Annotated in this window: 16 protein-coding genes; 15 read left to right on the top strand and 1 reads right to left on the bottom strand. The window is 36.9% G+C overall.

Features of this window, described 5'->3' with window-relative positions; genetic code table 11:
* The first annotated feature begins 4 nt into the window (after positions 1 to 4).
* The 5 genes from BLR36_RS12035 (at position 5) to BLR36_RS12015 (ending at position 6,124) form a co-directional block, all read left to right on the top strand.
* A complete protein-coding gene (locus BLR36_RS12035) occupies positions 5 to 865 on the top strand; it encodes an ABC transporter permease (RefSeq protein ID WP_093061975.1) in 861 nt (286 codons plus the stop codon).
* The gene (locus BLR36_RS12030) at positions 862 to 2,073 is read left to right on the top strand and encodes a quaternary amine ABC transporter ATP-binding protein (protein WP_093061974.1); all 1,212 of its coding nucleotides are present in this window, start codon (positions 862 to 864) and stop codon (positions 2,071 to 2,073) included. The genes BLR36_RS12035 and BLR36_RS12030 overlap by 4 nt, the downstream gene beginning before the upstream one ends.
* 84 nt (positions 2,074 to 2,157) lie before the next feature.
* Complete coding sequence (locus tag BLR36_RS12025; protein ID WP_093061973.1) at positions 2,158 to 4,206, top strand: bifunctional diguanylate cyclase/phosphodiesterase; 2,049 nt, start codon at positions 2,158 to 2,160, stop codon at positions 4,204 to 4,206.
* 97 nt (positions 4,207 to 4,303) lie between these two features.
* Positions 4,304 to 5,227 (top strand): DUF2971 domain-containing protein, encoded by a 924-nt coding sequence (locus BLR36_RS12020; RefSeq protein WP_093061972.1) that lies wholly within the window; start codon positions 4,304 to 4,306, stop codon positions 5,225 to 5,227.
* A 132-nt stretch (positions 5,228 to 5,359) separates the two neighbouring features.
* A complete protein-coding gene (locus tag BLR36_RS12015; RefSeq protein WP_093061971.1) occupies positions 5,360 to 6,124 on the top strand; it encodes a sporulation protein in 765 nt (254 codons plus the stop codon).
* 95 nt (positions 6,125 to 6,219) lie between these two features.
* Here the strand turns inward: BLR36_RS12015 and BLR36_RS12010 are convergent, their stop codons facing one another.
* Positions 6,220 to 8,148, bottom strand: coding sequence for an FUSC family protein (locus BLR36_RS12010; protein WP_254771398.1), 1,929 nt, complete (start codon positions 8,146 to 8,148; stop codon positions 6,220 to 6,222).
* Positions 8,149 to 8,374: 226 nt separating this feature from the next.
* Here BLR36_RS12010 and BLR36_RS12005 point away from each other — a divergent pair, with 226 nt between their 5' ends.
* From BLR36_RS12005 to BLR36_RS11960, 10 genes are all read left to right on the top strand, one after another.
* The gene (locus tag BLR36_RS12005) at positions 8,375 to 8,992 is read left to right on the top strand and encodes a TetR/AcrR family transcriptional regulator (RefSeq protein ID WP_093061970.1); all 618 of its coding nucleotides are present in this window, start codon (positions 8,375 to 8,377) and stop codon (positions 8,990 to 8,992) included.
* 12 nt (positions 8,993 to 9,004) lie between these two features.
* Entirely contained in the window at positions 9,005 to 9,688 is a 684-nt protein-coding gene (locus tag BLR36_RS12000; RefSeq protein ID WP_093061969.1) for an MBL fold metallo-hydrolase, read from the top strand.
* A 1-nt stretch (position 9,689) separates the two neighbouring features.
* Positions 9,690 to 10,031 (top strand): YrdB family protein, encoded by a 342-nt coding sequence (locus BLR36_RS11995; RefSeq protein WP_254771397.1) that lies wholly within the window; start codon positions 9,690 to 9,692, stop codon positions 10,029 to 10,031.
* A 166-nt stretch (positions 10,032 to 10,197) separates the two neighbouring features.
* Positions 10,198 to 10,905, top strand: a complete 708-nt coding sequence (locus BLR36_RS11990; protein ID WP_093061968.1) for a hypothetical protein — start codon at positions 10,198 to 10,200, stop codon at positions 10,903 to 10,905.
* Positions 10,902 to 11,597, top strand: coding sequence for a hypothetical protein (locus BLR36_RS11985; RefSeq protein ID WP_093061967.1), 696 nt, complete (start codon positions 10,902 to 10,904; stop codon positions 11,595 to 11,597). Before BLR36_RS11990 ends, BLR36_RS11985 begins: the two co-directional genes overlap by 4 nt.
* Before the next feature lie 109 nt (positions 11,598 to 11,706).
* Positions 11,707 to 13,404: a glycoside hydrolase family 13 protein gene (locus BLR36_RS11980; protein WP_093061966.1), complete on the top strand. Its 1,698-nt coding sequence runs from the start codon at positions 11,707 to 11,709 to the stop codon at positions 13,402 to 13,404.
* Positions 13,401 to 14,297, top strand: a complete 897-nt coding sequence (locus BLR36_RS11975; protein ID WP_093061965.1) for an ROK family protein — start codon at positions 13,401 to 13,403, stop codon at positions 14,295 to 14,297. The genes BLR36_RS11980 and BLR36_RS11975 overlap by 4 nt, the downstream gene beginning before the upstream one ends.
* A gap of 718 nt (positions 14,298 to 15,015) precedes the next feature.
* Positions 15,016 to 16,227, top strand: a complete 1,212-nt coding sequence (locus tag BLR36_RS11970) for an ATP-grasp domain-containing protein (protein ID WP_175454065.1) — start codon at positions 15,016 to 15,018, stop codon at positions 16,225 to 16,227.
* A gap of 86 nt (positions 16,228 to 16,313) precedes the next feature.
* Positions 16,314 to 16,745, top strand: coding sequence for a CotY/CotZ family spore coat protein (locus BLR36_RS11965; protein ID WP_093061963.1), 432 nt, complete (start codon positions 16,314 to 16,316; stop codon positions 16,743 to 16,745).
* A gap of 343 nt (positions 16,746 to 17,088) precedes the next feature.
* Positions 17,089 to 19,257, top strand: coding sequence for a YheC/YheD family protein (locus BLR36_RS11960; protein WP_093061962.1), 2,169 nt, complete (start codon positions 17,089 to 17,091; stop codon positions 19,255 to 19,257).
* Positions 19,258 to 19,359 lie beyond the last annotated feature (102 nt).

Genomic DNA, 19,359 nt, shown 5'->3' with positions numbered 1-19,359 from the left:
GTGTATGACAGAATTTCCTAATGTACGAATTCCGATTGGGGATGTAGTTGAAAATTTCATAGACTTTTTAGCTATGAATTTTGATGCGTTCTTTGATTTTATCTTTGTTATTTCTTCTTCCATGATTAAGGGGCTAGAAGCTGGTCTTCTAGCCATTCCTTGGTGGATTTTTATCATTATTATTTTTCTATTAGGCTGGTATTTTACTAATTTGTATGGAGGGCTTCTTTTTGGAGCTTTTATATTTCTTATAGGCACTTTCGATCTGTGGCCAGAAACAATGACCACTATTTCGATTGTATTAATTTCCGTAATACTTTCACTTGTTATCGGTATTCCACTAGGTGTTGGAACCGCATTTAGTAAAACGCTGTCCACGGTTATGCGACCAGTTTTAGATGCGATGCAAACAATGCCAAGCTTTGTCTATTTGATACCTGTAATTTTTTTCTTCCCATTAGGAAACGTTCCAGCAGTAATTGCTACTATCATATACGCACTTCCTCCGGTTATTAGATTGACCGAGCTAGGAATTCGTAATGTAGATAAAGAAGTAGTTGAATCCGCACAATCATTTGGTTCTTCCACATCTCAAATGCTCATGAAAGTACAACTACCTCAAGCATTACCGACTATTATGGCTGGTGTAAACCAAACGACGATGATGGCGCTATCTATGGCAGTTGTTGGATCGATGGTTGGTGCTCAAGGTCTTGGAGAACGTGTACTATATGCGATTAATCGAATCGATATTTCGCTTGGATTTGAAGCAGGAATAAGTATCGTATTTTTAGCGATTATTATTGATCGAATTACCGGTGGAATTGCAAACCGCCTTCAGAAACATAGGAGGGATGCAGCATGACAGTAAAACTCAAAGTGGAAAATGTCTCTAAAATCTTTGGACCAAGACCTAAAAAAGTCATTCCAATGGTTGAAAAGGGTGTTCCAAAGGATGAGATTCTAGCAAAGACGGGTCATACCGTGGGAGTTTATAATGCCTCTATGGAAATTATGGAAGGCGAAACATTCGTCATAATGGGACTTTCCGGGAGTGGGAAATCGACCTTAATCCGTTGCTTAAATTTACTAAACAAACCAACGTCTGGAGCTATTTATGTAGATGGAGAAAATGTAGTTGGATATAATAAAAACCAATTAAAATATTTCCGTCAGAAAAAAATTGCTATGGTATTTCAACATTTTGGCTTATTCAGCCATAGAACCGTATTAGAGAATATTGAATATGGTTTGGAAATAAGAGGAATGTCGAAAGCGGAGCGTCGTGAAATTGCCGGGAAACATTTAGAAACAGTAGGGCTCAAAGGATACGAAAATCAATACCCAGATGAATTATCTGGAGGGATGCGCCAGCGTGTAGGGATTGCTAGAGCTCTAGCAAATGATCCAGATATTTTACTAATGGATGAACCGTTTAGTGCGCTCGATCCTTTAATACGTCGTGAAATGCAATTAGAGCTGCTAGACATTCAAAATAAATTACAAAAAACAATTATTTTTATCACACATGATGTAAATGAAGCTTTTAAAATTGGTGATCGTGTAGCAGTGATGAAGGATGGAAAAGTAGAACAAGTCGGTACTCCAGAAGAAATTTTAGAGAAACCGGCAAGCAACTACATTTCAGAATTTATCCGTGATATTGATCGCTCCAAAATTTTGCAGGCTGAACATATTATGTCCAAGCCATACGGTTTAGTTTCCTTGAAGGATGGTCTTAATGTGGCTATCCAGGTTATGAGGGAAAATGGTATTTCCAGCGCATTTGTTACTGATCGCAAACGTCAAATTCAAGGGATTGTAACAGTAGACCAGGCAATTAATGGTCTGAAAGAAAAGAAGACATTACAAGAAGTCATGTCTACAGAAGTGAAAACTGTACGTCCTGACGAATATGTCCAAGACATTATCCCATTTGTCTTAGATTCCAAATATCCTATCGTAGTTACAGATGAAGATCGAACGATTAAGGGAATTATACTGCGGGTTCACGTATTAGCAAGTTTAATCAGCGAGAGTACCGACGAACAAAACGAGACACAGAAACTTTAACAAGTTTCTGTGTTTTTATGAGTGAAAAATCACTTAATTCCTAGCCTTCTTCAAGCCATGGTATAGTAATAAGGATAGAGAGGGGTGGAGAATATATTCAATTTTAATGACGAAAGTTCTATTAATAATGTAGAAATTCACGGAGAATACTCTCTGATTATAGTTATATTATCAATCATTATAGCGGTAGTGGCATCTTATACAGCCCTGTCCTTGAATAAACGTGCAAGTGAAAATAGTTTTTTTCATAAGAACTTTTGGTTATTTCTAGCCTCTCTTTGCTTGGGGTTTGGTATATGGTCCATGCATTTTGTTGGTATGAGTGCTTTTTCATTACCTGTAAGCATGAGTTACAATAATATCATGACAGTTCTTTCAATCATACCTGCGATGTTAGCGTCATTTATCGCGTTCTATTTGGCAAACCTGCCAAGACGAAACTTATGGACATATTTTTTTGCCGGAATAGCAATGGGGACTGGTATTTCTTCTATGCACTATTTAGGAATGTATGGGATGGAAATGGATGTGGTCTATACATATAACCCTATACTTTTTTTAGCATCTATTTGTATAGCGATTGTTGTCTCCGTTATTGCCGTTTACATTTTTTCAACAGTACAAAAATACGAAACGAATTATAAAGTGCAATTAATAATATCTTTAATCATAGGTTTAGCTATTTCTAGTATGCATTACACAGGAATGGCTGCTATGAATTTTTATATCCCAAAAGGATATGAAATGAATTTATCGCATTTCCATTCGACAGAAATGTATGGACTAGCGATTATTGTCACGTTAGGAATGACTATCCTATTAGGTATTTTATTGTTATCCAGTTTTATAGATCGTTTTATCGAGTATCGGGCAAATTATTATGATCCATTTACTCAATTACCGAATCGTCGTTTATTTGAAAAAAAATTGCATTCTCCTAAAGTTTTAGCTGTTTGGCATATACATGATTTGGAACATATTAATAGAGAGTTCAATTATGCTTTCGGGGATGAAGTGATTCGGAGGTTAGTATATATCTTCAAAACATTAACTCCCTCCAAAGTCGAGATTTATCGTATAGAAGGGCATCGAATTGCACTAATTGCTAGAGATGGGGATAGTGCCAAGCAGTTAAAAGGTTCATTGAAGGAAATAGCGACGGTACTTCGCAAGCCTATAATTGTGAAAGGTCATGAAGTTTACTTGTATGGAGTTTGTGCTGTCTCGGATGCAAACCAATATGAAAATACGCCAAATATATATACAAATGTCCTTGCGGTTCTAAATTACCCATCTATTACATATAATCATGATATTGTTTACTATGATTCGAGTATTCATACGTATACATTTGAACGTGAAATAGCAGATGACGTTAATCGAGCAATGAATGATGATGAGCTGTTTCTGGTGTATCAACCGAAAGTGTGTTTAAATCCGAATGAAACGGTAGGACTTGAGGCATTATTGAGATGGAATCATCCAAAGTATGGATTTCTATCACCTGCTGTGTTTGTTCCTATTTTAGAAGAATATGATCGTATGGTTAAAGTAACCGATTGGATAATAGGTCGAGTATGTCAGCAAATAGCCGATTGGAAACTAGAAAACATTTCTTTTAAACAGGTAGCCATTAATATTCCAGGTGAGTATGTTACCTCTCCGTTGCTTTTAAAGTTATTAACACAAAAATTAAATGAGTATGGTCTGGAGTCCTCACAAATAGAATTAGAAATAACGGAGAATAGCTTTGTAAAAAACATGGAAGAAGCTATGCGCGCGGTAGGAGAGTTTAGAAAAGAAGGTTTCTCGGTTGCATTAGATGACTTTGGTACTGGTGTATCTTCACTTTCTTATTTAAAGCAAATGCCCATATCGACCTTAAAAATAGATAAATCATTTATAGATGATGTACCTATCTCACCTAAAGACTCTGCTATTGTTCAGGCTATAGTTACATTAGGAGAATCATTAAATTTAAACGTAGTCATTGAAGGAGTAGAAACGAAGGAGCAAGTAAATTTCTTGAAGGGGGCTAGTAGAAAACCGATTTTTCAAGGATATTATTTTGCAAAGCCGATGCAGCCTCATGAACTTATTCAGTGGTACCGAGAAACCAGAGTGGAAGATTGAATTCTTTCTATTTCTGGTTTTTTATTGTTAAGATTTCCAATGGTTTTAGACACCGAGAGCTTGAAGTATTACTATAAAGATAGGAGGTGCTATTGAAATGTCTAGATATGAGATAGAACATAATCCTACTTCAAGTATCGATATAAAAGCTCTTATCCCGTTAATCAGTAAGGAATTTAGAAAATACTTTACAAAAAATATAAAAGCGTTATATCACTATACAAACTTAGAAGGCGCACAAGGAATTATTAGCAACAAAACCTTTTGGGCTTCCCATATAAAGTTTATGAATGACTCGAAAGAATATAGTCATGGACTAGAGATTTGTGAAAGTATCCTCCAAAAGCTTATTCAAGAATTACCAATAGGTAATCTTAGGAGAACATACTTAGAAGAAGTCTTTACAATTCTCGAGGAGCAGGATACAGATATTTTTGTTGTGTCCTTTTGTGAAAGCGGAGACCTTCTAAGCCAATGGAGAGGCTATAGTCGAAGTCAGCATGGCATTTCGATAGGTTTTGACTTTTCGGCTTTATTTGATGTTTCGTTTCATTTAAGTGAAGAGAACTTTTTCCCTCGAAAAGTAATATACGACCATAAGCTGCAGGAACGAATTATTCGTAGGATTATAAACGTGTCGCTTCTTAGCTTAGAGCTAAGCGGCCAGACGCCTAAATTTTCACCTAAGGAAGTGGCAAGAACAATTGGGTACTTTCTCCCGTTATTTAAGCACGCTACTTTTTCAGAGGAAAAAGAATGGCGAATTATTGTGACGAACTCTAAAAGCATGCCGTATCAGCATGAGCTGAAGTTCCGTGCAAGAGATAATATTATTCTGCCATTTATTGAATTAGAGACACATAACAAAGTTCTCCAAAATGACAACAGACTTCCGGTCAATCAAATCATTATAGGTCCTTCCGGAACCAACGAATTCACTGCCAGAAGTATTAACTACTATTTGAAAAATGTCGGTTATCCCACTGTGCCTATAAAACTTTCTCATATTCCTTATCGATAGAAAGAAAAGCGCAAGCTACTATGTAAGCCTCGAAAAGCGTTGGAAGAATGGCGGTAAAGGCGTCCTTAATAAATTGAAACCTTTCCGAGTGCAAAAGCGTAAAATGGATATCAAAAACAAAGGAGAAGTGTTATGTCATTTTTCAATAAAGTATTGGCGAGTATCGGAGTTGGCGGGGCTAAAGTAGACACAAAACTAGAAAAGTCAGAGTTTACTGCAGGTGAAAAGATGCAAGGTGTAGTGGAGGTCATCGGTGGAAACCTAGAGCAACAAATTGATGCAATTTATTTGACAGTAAATACAACCTATATTCGTGAATCGAATGACCGAAAACACACAGATGTAGCAGCTATCCAAAAATATAAAGTTATCGAACCTTTTACCATTGGGGCGAATGAAAAGAAAGTAATCCCCTTTTCCATGACCCTTCCTGAAGACACGCCAGTTACCTATGGAAGCACGCGTGTATGGGTTAGCACGGGACTAGATATCAAGAATAGTGTTGATCCTACAGACAAAGACTATATTACCGTCCGCCCAACAAGATTAGCTGGAGTTATTTTAGAGGCAGTAGAACAGCTTGGATTTAAATTACGAAAAGTGGAGTGCGAGAAAGCTTCATATAAGTTAGGTAGTCGCTATCCGTTTGTCCAAGAATTTGAATTTGTGCCGATAAGCGGTTTCTATAGAAAGAAACTTGATGAATTAGAAATACTATTTCTATCTCAATCCACTCACTCAGCTGAAATATTAATGCAGGTTGACCGCAGAGCAAGAGGCCTTGGGGGGCTTTTAGCAGAAGCATTGGAAATGGACGAGAAGTTCATTCGAATGAGCCTTAATTCACAAGACATACCAACTATTAAAGACAAACTAAAAAGAGCTATTGGCATTTAGCACATAATTCTTTCTAGGCGCATATAAAATAATAGCACCTCCAACTATTTTTCAATGGTTGGAGGTGTTTTGATGATAAGTGAGGAAACTGTTTATTATTTTCCACTTTTGTGAAGTGCTTCCTGGAGATGATGCACCTCCGCTTGTATTTTAGAAAATCCAATGATATTAGGCATCTCTTTTTTGGATAATATTCGCTCTTGCTCTGCTGATTTCGCTAGCGTTTCAAACACTAGAAGTATTTTAGATAAATCGCTATCCGCTAGTACAGGGCGATTTTTGTATTTAGCAGCTGAATTTAGTAAATATCCAAGGTGTTCGATGGAATGAATTGCAGGAAATAGCAAATCTAACTTTGTATTGTCTCGTGGGATTTCCCCTAATGCTGTAGAATATACAATTTGTAAATTAGATAAGTTTGTTTGCATTTTAATAAGTTCTTTTGAATAATCAGGTTTAACTAATGCTGGTTCCTGTGAGAACAGAGTAAATAGAAATTGCTGTTCACTGCGAATTGTTTTGGCCATCGTATGAGCAAGTAAACTAGCCGCACTCTTTCGATTCATTAAAAAAGCACCTATAAGTCCAATGGCACTCCCTATTAGGACATCTATTACGCGAGCAGAAGCAAAATAGGAAATATCATGAATTTTCGTAGTACTCTCAGCAAGCAGAAGAGCATTAGGTGTGATGAATAAAGCAGCAATTCCATAATTTAATACGATGGCAAGCTCTGTTAGAAAAGTGAGGAAGAAAATAGCAATTGCAATAATATAACCTTCGGGTTGAAAGTATAGAATCGATGTCGCGGTCAAAATCCCAATAATGGTCCCTAAAGATCGTTGAATTGCACGGTGGAAGGTTGCCATAATAGTTGCCCCTGATAGCACTGCTGCGCATGATAGCGTAACCCAATAGGAACGTTCAAAATCAAATGATTGTGAGATAATAGCTGCTATAAACAACACAAATCCATATCGAAAAGCATTTAAAAATACGATTGAATTTTTATCAAAAGCACCGCCTATCACAACACGTAGTGACGGTTTAGAAATAACTATTTTTCTTTGAATAACGGATATTGGCTCGCTTGCAATAATTGCAGTATCTTTAACTAAATCATGAAAAATAGTTAAATCATTAGCACTGTCACCGTCACCCTGTGGAATTTTTATTTTAGATTTAGAGTTATCAATTGACTGTGCAATGGACCTGATTGATTCACTTAGTTCTATAGGTAATAGCTGATCTCTCGATTCCATCTTTTCAATGATATGTAGAAAGATATTATTTGCCTGTTCATTTAGTAAATTAAGTCGTTTATAGGATTCTGTTACCCGCCACGGAATATAGCCAGACTGCATTATATTCCCTGCCAATTTTAATGAGGAAATAATTTTTTGTTTGGACTCATTTAATTCGTCTGTTCCAACTAGTTCTAGGAAGCTAGCTAGTTCAAGATATACTTTTTTCACGGCCATCTTTTCGGGACCATGAGGATTATTTAACCAACCAATCATCCCCATAATCCATGAAAATGCTCCACCTAAGAACACAAGTCCCGCTCGAATAGGGGCTAGTACAGGGTCAATTGGCATACCAGTACCCATTAGAAAGGTTAGTACAATGAAAATAGCAGCTGGTCCAGTTATTCTTAGTGCTCCAAACAAAAAAGTGACAAGGGCACCAATAATAGCTACTGCTATTGCAGATAAGAAGGCATAGGGTGCAAGTAACGTTCCTAGACCCATAGCAAATGATAGTCCTACTAATGCAAACAATAATTTTTTTGCTCTAAAAGCATAAGGGATATTAAAAACATATAGATAGGTCAAGCCGCCGATTCCTGCTATCAGACCGTATTCCAAGTTTCCCAATAAGAATCCGATGAGGACAGGTAGACCTGCACAAACTCCTGCAGTAAAAGCTTTTAGCCATGGAAGAGGGTTTTTATTGACGATAAACGCTTGTTTAATAGTTAAGAGTAGGGTAGCCATAACTGACTCAGTAGGTTTATTTTTCAAATGGATTCCGCCTTTTCACAGTTGCTGAAGGATTATGAAAACTAATTATACTGCTGATATGATGAAAGTTGAAATTATTGGCACTTGCTGGTTGTAGTAGATGAAATGTACAAAGTGAATAATTTATGTGTGCGTATTTTAATGAAGTAAACACTTTTTTGACATTAAACTAACCATTGGTTATAATATAACCAATGGTTAGTTTGGCGAAAGAGGGGTTTTACATTTGAAAAGTAAGATGGAGCAACGTTCAGAAGAAACGAAAAAGTTGATATTGGAATCTGCTGCAAAACTATTTGCTAAAAAAGGATATGATGCAGTTACGATAAGAGAAATTGCAAAGGATGCGGGCTGCTCACATACGACCATTTATCTATATTTTAAAGATAAGGAGACATTGCTGCACGAGCTGTCTGTGCCGTCATTGCAAGAATTGCATCACAAATTGAAGGTTATTTCAAAGGTGGATTCCTTATCAGCAGACATCAAGCTAAAAGAACTTAGTTTAGAGTATATTTCCTTTTGTTTAAAAAATCGAAGCATGTATGATGTTTTTTTCAATGCTAAGTCCTCGAGAGTGGATGAAAAGCCTGAGTTACATATCAACCAACTTCGAATTGAGATTTTTGAACTGTTGAAATCTGTTATCGAGGAAAACCTCTCCATTTCAGATGATGAACAGTTATTAGCGTTTTCTCGTATTTTTTATTACCAACTGAATGGGGTGTTAAGTACATATTCCTATCAGCATGAACCGCTAGAAGTATTAATGGAGAGATTGAAACCAACATTTAACCTAGCAATAGATATTTTACTTTTAGGCTTTCAAGAAAAATTAAAGTAAGGGGTAGTGGGGATGCAGGTAAAAAGGATTTCTGAACATATTTGGAGCTTGAAAACATGGATGATTGTTCCTATTAATGTGTGGGTTGTAGCGGATGAGGAAGGAATCACATTAGTAGATGCGGGAATGCCAATGATGACTAAAGGAATCATCAAATTTATAGAACAACATAATGGCTTATCGTTACAGAGAATTCTTTTAACGCATGGACATTCCGATCATGTAGGAGCGATAAAAGGAATTTTAAAAAAATATGAAGTCCCAGTATACGCTCATTCCATCGAAATCCCTTACATGGAAGGAGAAATTATATATCCAAAACGAAAAAAGTTGGAGAATAATCTTCCGAAAACTTTAACAAAGCCCTTATTAGAAGACGATTCTAATACATTAATGAAAATCGGGGGACTTACCCCTTATTTCACACCAGGGCATTCTCCAGGTCATGTCGTCTATTATCATGAGCAAGATCAAGTTTTATTAGCTGGAGATTTATTCACCTCTAAAAAAGGAAAACTCAAACCTCCTATGGCTGTGTTCACAGCAGATATGAAGCAAGCCTTAGCAAGTGCAAGTATTATAAAACACTTAAAACCAAAACAGCTAGAAGTATGTCACGGAAATACAGTGTACCACCCTTTTGATCAGCTAGAGGAATACGAACAAAGAAAGGAAAAAATTTTAGGGGGAAAATAGAATGCTAGTATTCCAATATATAGTGTTCGGTTTGTTTTTTATGCTGGAATTATGTGCGCTTGGTGCTTTTTCGTACTGGGGCTTCCATATGAACAAAGGAGGGTTCATCAATATCGTTATGGGAATAGGTACCCCACTACTAGTGGCAATATTTTGGGGCGCATTTATAGCTCCAAAAGCCAATTTCCCAGTGACTATTCCTATTAGAATAATCCTTCAACTGATTGTATTTGGACTTGCTACTACTGCGCTATTTGCGTCAAGTAAAGGTACCCTAGCTATTGTATTTGGTTCTATTGTTTTAATAGAAATGATTCTAATGTATTTCATAGAACTTGGATAGTGCATGATTATTTTTTGCTAGTACAAAAAGAAGGATTAATAGATATCTCATTTCGTAACCAATCGGTGTAAGAATTTCTTGATTCCATTATTGGCGTGATAACTTTTAGAAGGGGAAATTGGAAGTTATGGAGAATTAAAGGATATACAATAGACGAAAAGAGGGAATGATTATTTGGTGGAATGTTGAAATTGTTGAACAGATAATGATTTTTTTAGGATGGATTATAACTGGCATAATTGCTTTCCGTCTATATAAAACTCAATTGAAACAGCCTGTCGTATGGAAAGTAGTCTTAATTATCCTCATCGGTCTTTTTACTTTTTCTATTAATTTAGAGTATTTTGGTCGTGTAATACAAATTCCTATCCTTCCCCTTGGTGTATGGTTATTATATTTGTTCCTAAGAAAGAATAAGGAGAAATGGCAAAAGTACCGACCCTTCGCATGGTTAGGTTTTGGTGCTAATTTCATTTTATTAATATCCCTGTTAGTTGGAATACCAATAAATAATTTACTTTATCCCGGAAATGACCCAAGTATATATATTTCAAATGTGGAGGATGCATATATTATTAATACGCATCCAACGGCAAACGAAGTCTCGTTTGTTACGGAAAAATTAGTAGCCTCTCTACAAGGTGCTGAGAAAAAAGATTATTTTAGTGATAGTTGGTACAACGAGATATATTTGGAAACCCAAAAAACTGAACGTTTTCCTTATATACTGGCAAATACCTTTCCGAAATGGGGAAGCGGGATTCGTGCTACTATTTTTCTAGAGAACAATGGAAAAGGAATATTGATAACTTCACAGGAGAAGCAGCTCTATTTTCAAACGAAGCAATCTCTGTTTGAGGAGGGAAATAAGTGAAAAAAACTAAATTAATTATCTCTATGCTCATAGGAGTTATCTTACTTTCCGCATGTTTCTGGTATTACACTTCAGGTCCCACGTCCTTTCCAAATGATGAACAGTTATTTAAAGAGATGACTAATCATTTTTCATATGTTTCTAACGGCGAAATCCAAGATACCATTTTTTTAGATGACCGTCATGTATTTGTTCCTTTTATTGCAGGCGAAAAAATATATGGATTAAGTTTATGGGAGTGGAACAAGCGTAAATGGAATGCGGTTTTTGTTTCGACAAGTGGTGAAATAAAAGTTTGGAAGATCAATAGCAAGGACCCATCAACCTTCCATACTGTTTGGCATTATCCACCCCAAAACCAGGTGGATTATATGAAGCTCTACTTAATAAATGAAAGAGGATTTCAAATTAGTGGTGAGGAAGAACACTATGAACCAGGTGTGCAACTAGAGCAAAAGATAAATCTGGCTGAGAATCCATATGGAACTATGAAAATTTCGAAAGAGTGGATAACAGTCATCAATTCATTAACGGATTCTCTAACAGTACCACCGTATTATTTTGGTTGGAACACATATGATAGCTTAGATAATATTACGTATCCTGATGTAAATGATAACGGAAGTTCTTCCTGGGGCGGAGATACACATATCGAGTTTGCCGTTTACATAGAGAAATCAGAACTAGAGTAGGCGTGCAATTAATTATATTACTGTAAAAACAAATCGTGCAAGCGCTTGCATAATTGTTGCGGGAAGATTAAAATAACTCTATTAAGTTACATTTTAGGGCGGTGGAAAAATGGAGCGACAAATGGAACCTTGGTGGAAGAAAAGTGTTGTGTATCAGATATATCCTAGAAGCTTTATGGATTCGAATGGAGATGGTATTGGGGATATTCAAGGCATTATTTCTAAGTTAGATTATCTAGAAAAGTTAGGGATTGATGTTATATGGTTGAGTCCTGTCTATGATTCTCCTAATGATGACAACGGCTATGATATTCGAAACTACCGAACAATTATGGATGAATTCGGCACAATGGAAGATATGGAACAGCTAATTGAAGAAGCTAAAAATCGAGGCATTCGAATTGTCATGGATTTAGTCGTCAATCATAGTTCAGATGAGCATGAATGGTTTGTAGAATCTAGGTCTTCTAAAAATTCTAAGTACCGTGATTACTATATATGGAGAGATGGGAAAGACGGACAGCCTCCTAATAATTGGGGCTCCGTTTTCTCCGGATCTGCTTGGGAAAAAGACGAGTTGACTAATTCATATTATTTACATTTATTCTCCAAGAAGCAGCCAGATTTAAACTGGGAGCATGAGCCACTAAGAGGGGACGTGTACCAATTAATGACGTATTGGCTCGAAAAAGGGATTGGTGGCTTCCGTATGGATGTTATCAACTTTATATCGAAGGCTTTGGACCTGCCTGATGGTACAATTCATCCGAATAATTTGTATGGAGATGGAAGTCCTTACTTTATTAATGGACCGAAAATTCACCAATATCTTCGGGAGATGAACGAAAAAGTACTTAGTAAATATGATGTAGTCACAGTCGGTGAAATGCCTGGCGCGACTACTGACGATGCTCAAATATACACAAATCCGTATAACAAAGAAGTAAATATGGTATTTACATTTGAGCATATGGACTTGGATAGTGGTCCAGGTGGAAAATGGAATGTACAGCCGTTAAAGCTAGTCGACTTAAAAAGAAATTTTGAAAAGTGGCAGCTTGCACTTCATAAAGTAGGATGGAACAGCTTATATTGGAACAACCATGATCAACCGCGAGTAGTATCTCGTTTTGGTAATGATGGAGAATATCGAGAGCTTTCCGCGAAAATGTTAGCAATCTGTCTGCATATGCTTCAAGGTACCCCGTATATATACCAAGGAGAAGAGCTCGGCATGACGAATGTGGTATTCCCATTGCTTGAGGATTACCGAGACATTGAAACATTGAATATGTATAAGGAAAAAATGGAGCAGGGGATTTCTCACGAAGACATTATGTCTGGTATTTATGCAAAGGGTCGAGATAATGCCAGAACACCTATGCAATGGACATCAGAGGGTGGCTTTACGACAGGTACGCCGTGGATTCGAATGAATCCAAATACCGATGAGATAAATGTCGAACAATCAATAAATGATTCCACTTCTATTTTTTATACGTATCAAAAGCTAATACAGCTTAGAAAACAGCATGACATTATTACCCATGGAAGCTTTCAACTATTATTTGCTGATCATCCGAGCTTATTTGTTTATAAACGGCAGTCGGCTGATGAAGAATGGTTAGTAGTTACAAATTTCTCCGATCAAAGAGAGCAGCTAGAATGGAAAGACTGTGATGTGACTTCAAAATCACGAGAAATTATTATATCGAACTATGATACGCTAAATACAAATGAGAATACAGTAGAAATTCGTCCATATGAAGCCTTTGTGGTCGCATTTAAAAAGGGGATAGAGAATTGAAGAAGATACTAGGAGTAGACATTGGAGGAACTAAAATCCGATTGGGTGTCGTAAATGAACAGGGTGAAGTTCTAGTTGATAAGACTATACCAACTGTATTACCTTTATATCCATATTTAGAGGAGCAGGTTCTTGCTATGAAGAACGAAGTCCCAGACATTGCTGGAATAGGAATTGGAACTCGAGGGATGGTAGATGCGGCAACGGGTGTCATTACGTTTGAAACAGAAATGCCTGGGTGGCAAGGGACGCCAGTCAAAGCTTTGCTTGAAGCAGCAACCGGACTTCCTGTAGAGATAAACAACGATGCCAATTGTGCTGCGTTAGCAGAAGCTAGACTTGGTGCAGCAGCAGGTTCCAAACAAGTCGTTTGCTTAACAGTTGGAACAAAACTCGGTGGGGGCATAGTGCTTGATGGAAAAGTGATGAATGGAACAAATGGTGGCGGTGGCGAGGTTGGTCATTTAATCTTGTATCCAAACGGTATAGTATGTGGATGTGGCAGACCTGGCTGTAGTGAAGAGTACGTTTCTGGAACAGCTATTAAAAGACTAATTCAAGAGGGCAATGTCATCAATGCAGAAACTAATGAATTGGCGAAGCCCCATGATGTTTTCCGTTTAGCTGCAGAGGGAAACACTGGTGCAATAGCAGTTCGTGAGCGTTTCCTATCTGACTTTGCGATAGTTATCTCCAGTCTTCAAGCAGTGCTCGATATGGACTGTGTTGTTATTGGTGGAGGGGTTTCTGACTCTGCAGATTACTGGTGGGAAGAGCTTCTTGCTAAAGTAGAGCCTTTAAAGCTAAAGCCAGTTCAAGTGACCCGTGCAAAATTTGGCAATGAAGCAGGAATGCTAGGAGCAGCGATGCTTGTAATAGATTCAACCAAATAAGCTAAAAAAGTGTGCATAAATTATGCGCACTTTTTTAGAATAAATAAATAAATAATTCTACTGATTTTCGTTACAGGTGGACGCGTTTCGCGGGGTGAGCGATGAGCTATCACCGTCGCTACGCGCCGCTGTGATATCTCATCTGTCTCACTCATCCCGCTGAAGTCGCCACCTTGCACTACAATCAACGAAGCGAGTGGTACTCCCTAACTAAATTGGCCACAGCGTATTGCTTAGATGATAATATTAGGCAAAGTAAAGAAGAAATGAGGATGAAGAAGCAGCATTTCTTTTATACTAGTGGAAAAAATAGTAAGTGTTCTCTAAAAAAAGAAGCGAAATAGCGAACGAAATTGCATCTTCGTAAGCTTCCTTTTTAAATAGGAGAGTATTCTTTTCACTAATTATCAAAACCGCACTAACCTGTTTTTAAGAGTTTTAAGAGGGTGACGGACAGGCAGACGCCATAAGATTACCGGGAGAAGAGATGATAGTCGTGACGTTAGTCACGACTATCATCTCAAAAAATAATCGGTAAACATATGCAAAATGTCTATCCAAAATCCTTCGAAAACCTATAGAAACAGCATTGAAATTTTAAGACTTGGCGTCTTTTTCTCGGATTTTCTTATAATGCAGGTAGAACAGTTCACTCACCGACTTCCTTTCTTCCACATATTCTGTAACAAAGCGAATATGGATGAAGGTGGTTAGTGTGATGAAGACAATTGTATTTATCGGGAGTAATAAATATGGCACAAGTAGAGCAGCATTAACGGTTGCAAAGGAAATGGGATACGCCGTCATATTATTCACGGATAAACACAGCCATCTGGAATTTGCAGAAGTAGATCAGGCTATTCTCATAAAGGACTTGTTGAACGAGCAGCGCATAACATACGAAATATTATTGCTGCAGAAAACAGGTAAACAAATATGTGCATGTGTTAGTTTCATAGATCCGTATGTTGCATACGCAGCCCGTCTTTCCAAACTGCTAGGGTTAAAGGTCGTCTCCTTACAACCATTAAGCATAATGGAAAACAAAATAACATTAAGAGAAACAATAAAGCATCTCCCCATAACTCCTGTATATTGGATAACTCATCCAGAGGATTCCCTTCAAAATATAAATGGTAACTCCCCCCTCCCACTCCCTCTAGTGATCAAGGCACCTGTTTCAAACGGTTCCAAGGATGTGTTCATGGTTACAACGGCTGCCGAGCTGACGAAAGCCATCGGATATTTGAGAGATAAATATCCTAATAGTAGCTTACTAATAGAAGAATTTTTGGAAGGGTCCCAGTATCTCGTTGAATTGGTCGTCCACAACGGTGTACTGAAATTTATGGAGGTATTGGAGCAAGACGTTATCTACAATGGAAAGTTTATTGTCGGTGCTTATCAGTATCCTGCAATATTAGAAGAAACATTGCGTATAAACCTGATAACTCATATTTCGGACATCATGAGGGAACTAGGCTTTTCAAACGGCTCCTGTCATATGGAGCTGAAGCTAGTTCAAAATGAATGGAAGCTAATTGAGATAAATCCAAGAATGTCCGGAGGTGTCATGAACCAAATTATTGAAGAGGGTACTGGCATTAATTTGTTGAAAGAAATATTAAATACTTATTTAGGAGAAGAACCTGCATTCACCAAAACCAAGAGTAAATACGTGAACGCTACGTATTTAACTATTCAATCACGAGGCAAACTACTGAAAGTTAAAGGGAAAGAACAGGCATTAGCGCATCCAGGGGTCACATACGTTTATGTTAAACCATTGAAAGGGACAGTTCTTAAGAAACCTTATTCAATGGGTGACCGCTATGCTTGCATCATCGCAGTTTCTGAAACAGAAGCCCAAGCAAAGGAAATTGCTCAAGCTGCTGCTAAGGAAATAAAATTTTATATTGAGCCATTTTAACGAGAAAGTAGATGCCTTTTACCCGTATCTACCTTGGTATTCTTAATATGATAAGAATACCAAGGTAGGGAGGGAGTGATAAGGAATTGAACAGTGAACGAATAAGTAATCATTGTATTTGTGAAGCACTTTTCGAATTAAAAATACTCCAGGATTTATTACAAAACTCTCAAACAAAATTTTTTGGAAACCTACTCGCTAAAATAGTCGGAACTGATACTATTCCCTTCCTCCTGGTAACACAAAATGGAGAATTCTTGAGCTTACACAGTGTCATGGAGGGTATTGAAACAAAATTTTTCCGAATAGAATCGGTGGACTTAGACAATTGTTGTGCAACCATTTCATTGCTACGTCCTTTAGATATTGAAGGCAGTTTAACTAACTCTCCTTGTGATGTAGTTAAACTAGAGAAAACATCTATCTGTAAGGTTGTAGATGTCAGCTGTATCTGTGCGATACAACCGTTAGATACGGAAATGCTTAAAAGAAAAATTATCATTGAGCCAAAATGGTAATACCAAGCAAAAGGCTGTCTAATAAGTCTCGAAAATAAAACAGATGGAGAAAGATAGTCGTTTTTCTCCATCTGTTTTTGTTTTTTAGGAATTTTCTCGATAGTAGCGTACGAGGGGCTACTACTTCCAGATATTATTTTCCTCATAACACCAATTTACGAATTGTTCCAACAAACGCCCACATCTAATGAATTTTTCTGCACTAAAAAGAATAACTCCTTTTGGGAAATCTCCTTTAAGTTGAAATTTACATAAACTGAACGTTTGTCCATATACAAAGCTTTATCACTGAATTTAATAGATATATAGCTATGTAAAAAATTAAATATAAGGGAGAAAATCAATGACAACAATAGGAATGCTACATCACCGAAGGAATCCAACAACTGTTATAAAGTCTTATGCATATGCAGCAGTTGCTAAGGCGGAAGGAGTCAACTTTTTTTATTTTTCACCAGGCACCGTAAATTTTGTTAATCGAACAATACGAGGGCAAGTATATGAAAATGGAGGCTGGAAGGAAAGAATTATGCCTTTTCCGGACGTAATTTATAATGCAGGAAGTCCCGAAAAATTAGCTAAATCTAAGTTGATTATTAACAAACTAAAAAGTGAAATTCCTTTTACAACAAACTCCATAGGAAACAAGTGGAATATCAATGAACGGCTTAAGGGAGCAAAGGAATTTTCAAGCTACTTAATTCCCTCTGAAATAATAAAGAATGTAGAGGGTTTTCATAAATTCATCTCCTCCTTTCATAAGATTGTCTTTAAACCAATTGATGGAAGAAAGGGGAAGGGAATCTATTTCATCAGTAAAGTAGGAGATACCTATGTAGTGAGAAAGGACTCTCATGATGCAACATATACGAAGCAAGGGATAAATAGCTTTCTCGAAGGAAAACTGTCAGAAGGCACCTATATAGTCCAACCATATATAAATTCCACTACAAAATCTGGTCAGGTATTTGACTTTAGGCTTCATGTTCAGAAAAACGGAGATGGTAAATGGGTAGTCACGACTATTTATCCAAGGATTGCACCAAATGGTTCGATCATTGCCAATATTAATAATGGAGGGTTTACGAATTACTTAGACCCATTTCTTCAGCAGGAATTTAAGGAAGAGGCATTTAATATTAGGCGCCTGCTGGAGCACTTTTCTTTGTCATTAGCTGAACACCTAGATCAAATTCAAATGGAAAAGTACGGCGAGGTAATTGATGAAATAGGAATAGATATTGGATTAGATGAAAATCTAAAAATTTGGATCTACGAGGTGAACTGGCGCCCTGGATGTCCACCAGCCTTCTATTTAGAATTAGACGTCGTGATAAATTCGATAAAATATGCTAAATACGTTGCAGAAAATCAACTGCAAATTAGAAAGGAAATAGCAGCAGCTAAAAAAAGAAATAGTAAGGTCAAAAAGAAATTACCGATCATCGCAATAACAGGGAGTGCTGGAAAAACGACATCTAAAGCTTTTCTTGCATCTATTTTGGCTAAAAAATGGAATATTTTCGAGTCAAAGGATTATTGGAATACAACAGAGCATACAAAAAAACATGCTGAGGAAATTAATCAAACACATGAAGCAGTTGTCCTCGAATATGGGATGGCCTACCCAGGTGTTATTACAGAGCATTGTAGTATTATCCAACCTAATATTAGTGTTGTAACGAATATTGGTCTTGCACATGTTGGAAACTTTGATGGAGATATTAAAGGAGTTGCAAAGGCAAAGTCTGAGTTAATTCACGGCATGGATCAAACGGGTATTCTAGTTATCAATAAAGATGATGATAACTCAAAGCATTTGGAGACGAATCAATTTAAAGGGAAGATTATGACAGTTAGTACAAAATCACCAGCCAATTATAGAGCCTACGGTATTAAATATGTGGATAACGGCATGAGCTTTAAGATTAAGCTACAGCGACAAGAAATAGAGATGTTTATCCCTATTTTAGGGGAGCATCATGTTTATAACGCATTAAACGCTATTGCAGTTGCCGACTACTTAGGGTTTACACCAATGGAAATAAAGGCAGGTCTAATTTTTAGAAAACCACCTAGAAGGTTAACAGTTTATGATTGCAAAGATAACATAACCGTAATTGATGACACGGTTCACTCACATCCCCAAGGCGTAAAAGCTGCCATTGATGTATTAAAAAATATAGGGAAGAATCGTAACATAGCAATTATTGGTCAAATGAGAGAATTAGGAGATTTAAGAGAGCAGGAATATCGTAAGGTTGGAGATTATGTGTATGAGCAGGGGATCGATGTGTTAATCACTTACGGTTATCGGACAGAAGAAATTGGAGCACAAGCAATTGCAAGGGGCTTTCCAGCACAGCATACGTATCATTTTACAGATAAGGATAAAATGCATGAACTTTTAAAGGAAATCGTGAAGAAGAATGATACTATTTTAGTAAAAGGTGCTAGTAAAACAAATATGTTTGATACTGTTCAGTTTTTGGATAGATTCTTTAGAGAATAAATTATACCCAAGTAATAGTGCGCACATATTGCAGCACTGTTACTTGGGTTTATTACGCTTATCATAAAAGTTATTAGTATTATACAAAAAAAAGAGCACCTA

Source organism: Psychrobacillus sp. OK028 (assembly GCF_900103605.1).
Taxonomy (GTDB): domain Bacteria; phylum Bacillota; class Bacilli; order Bacillales_A; family Planococcaceae; genus Psychrobacillus.
The sequence above is the reverse complement of the archived record's forward strand: the minus strand, read 5'-3'. Positions and strand labels throughout refer to the sequence as shown.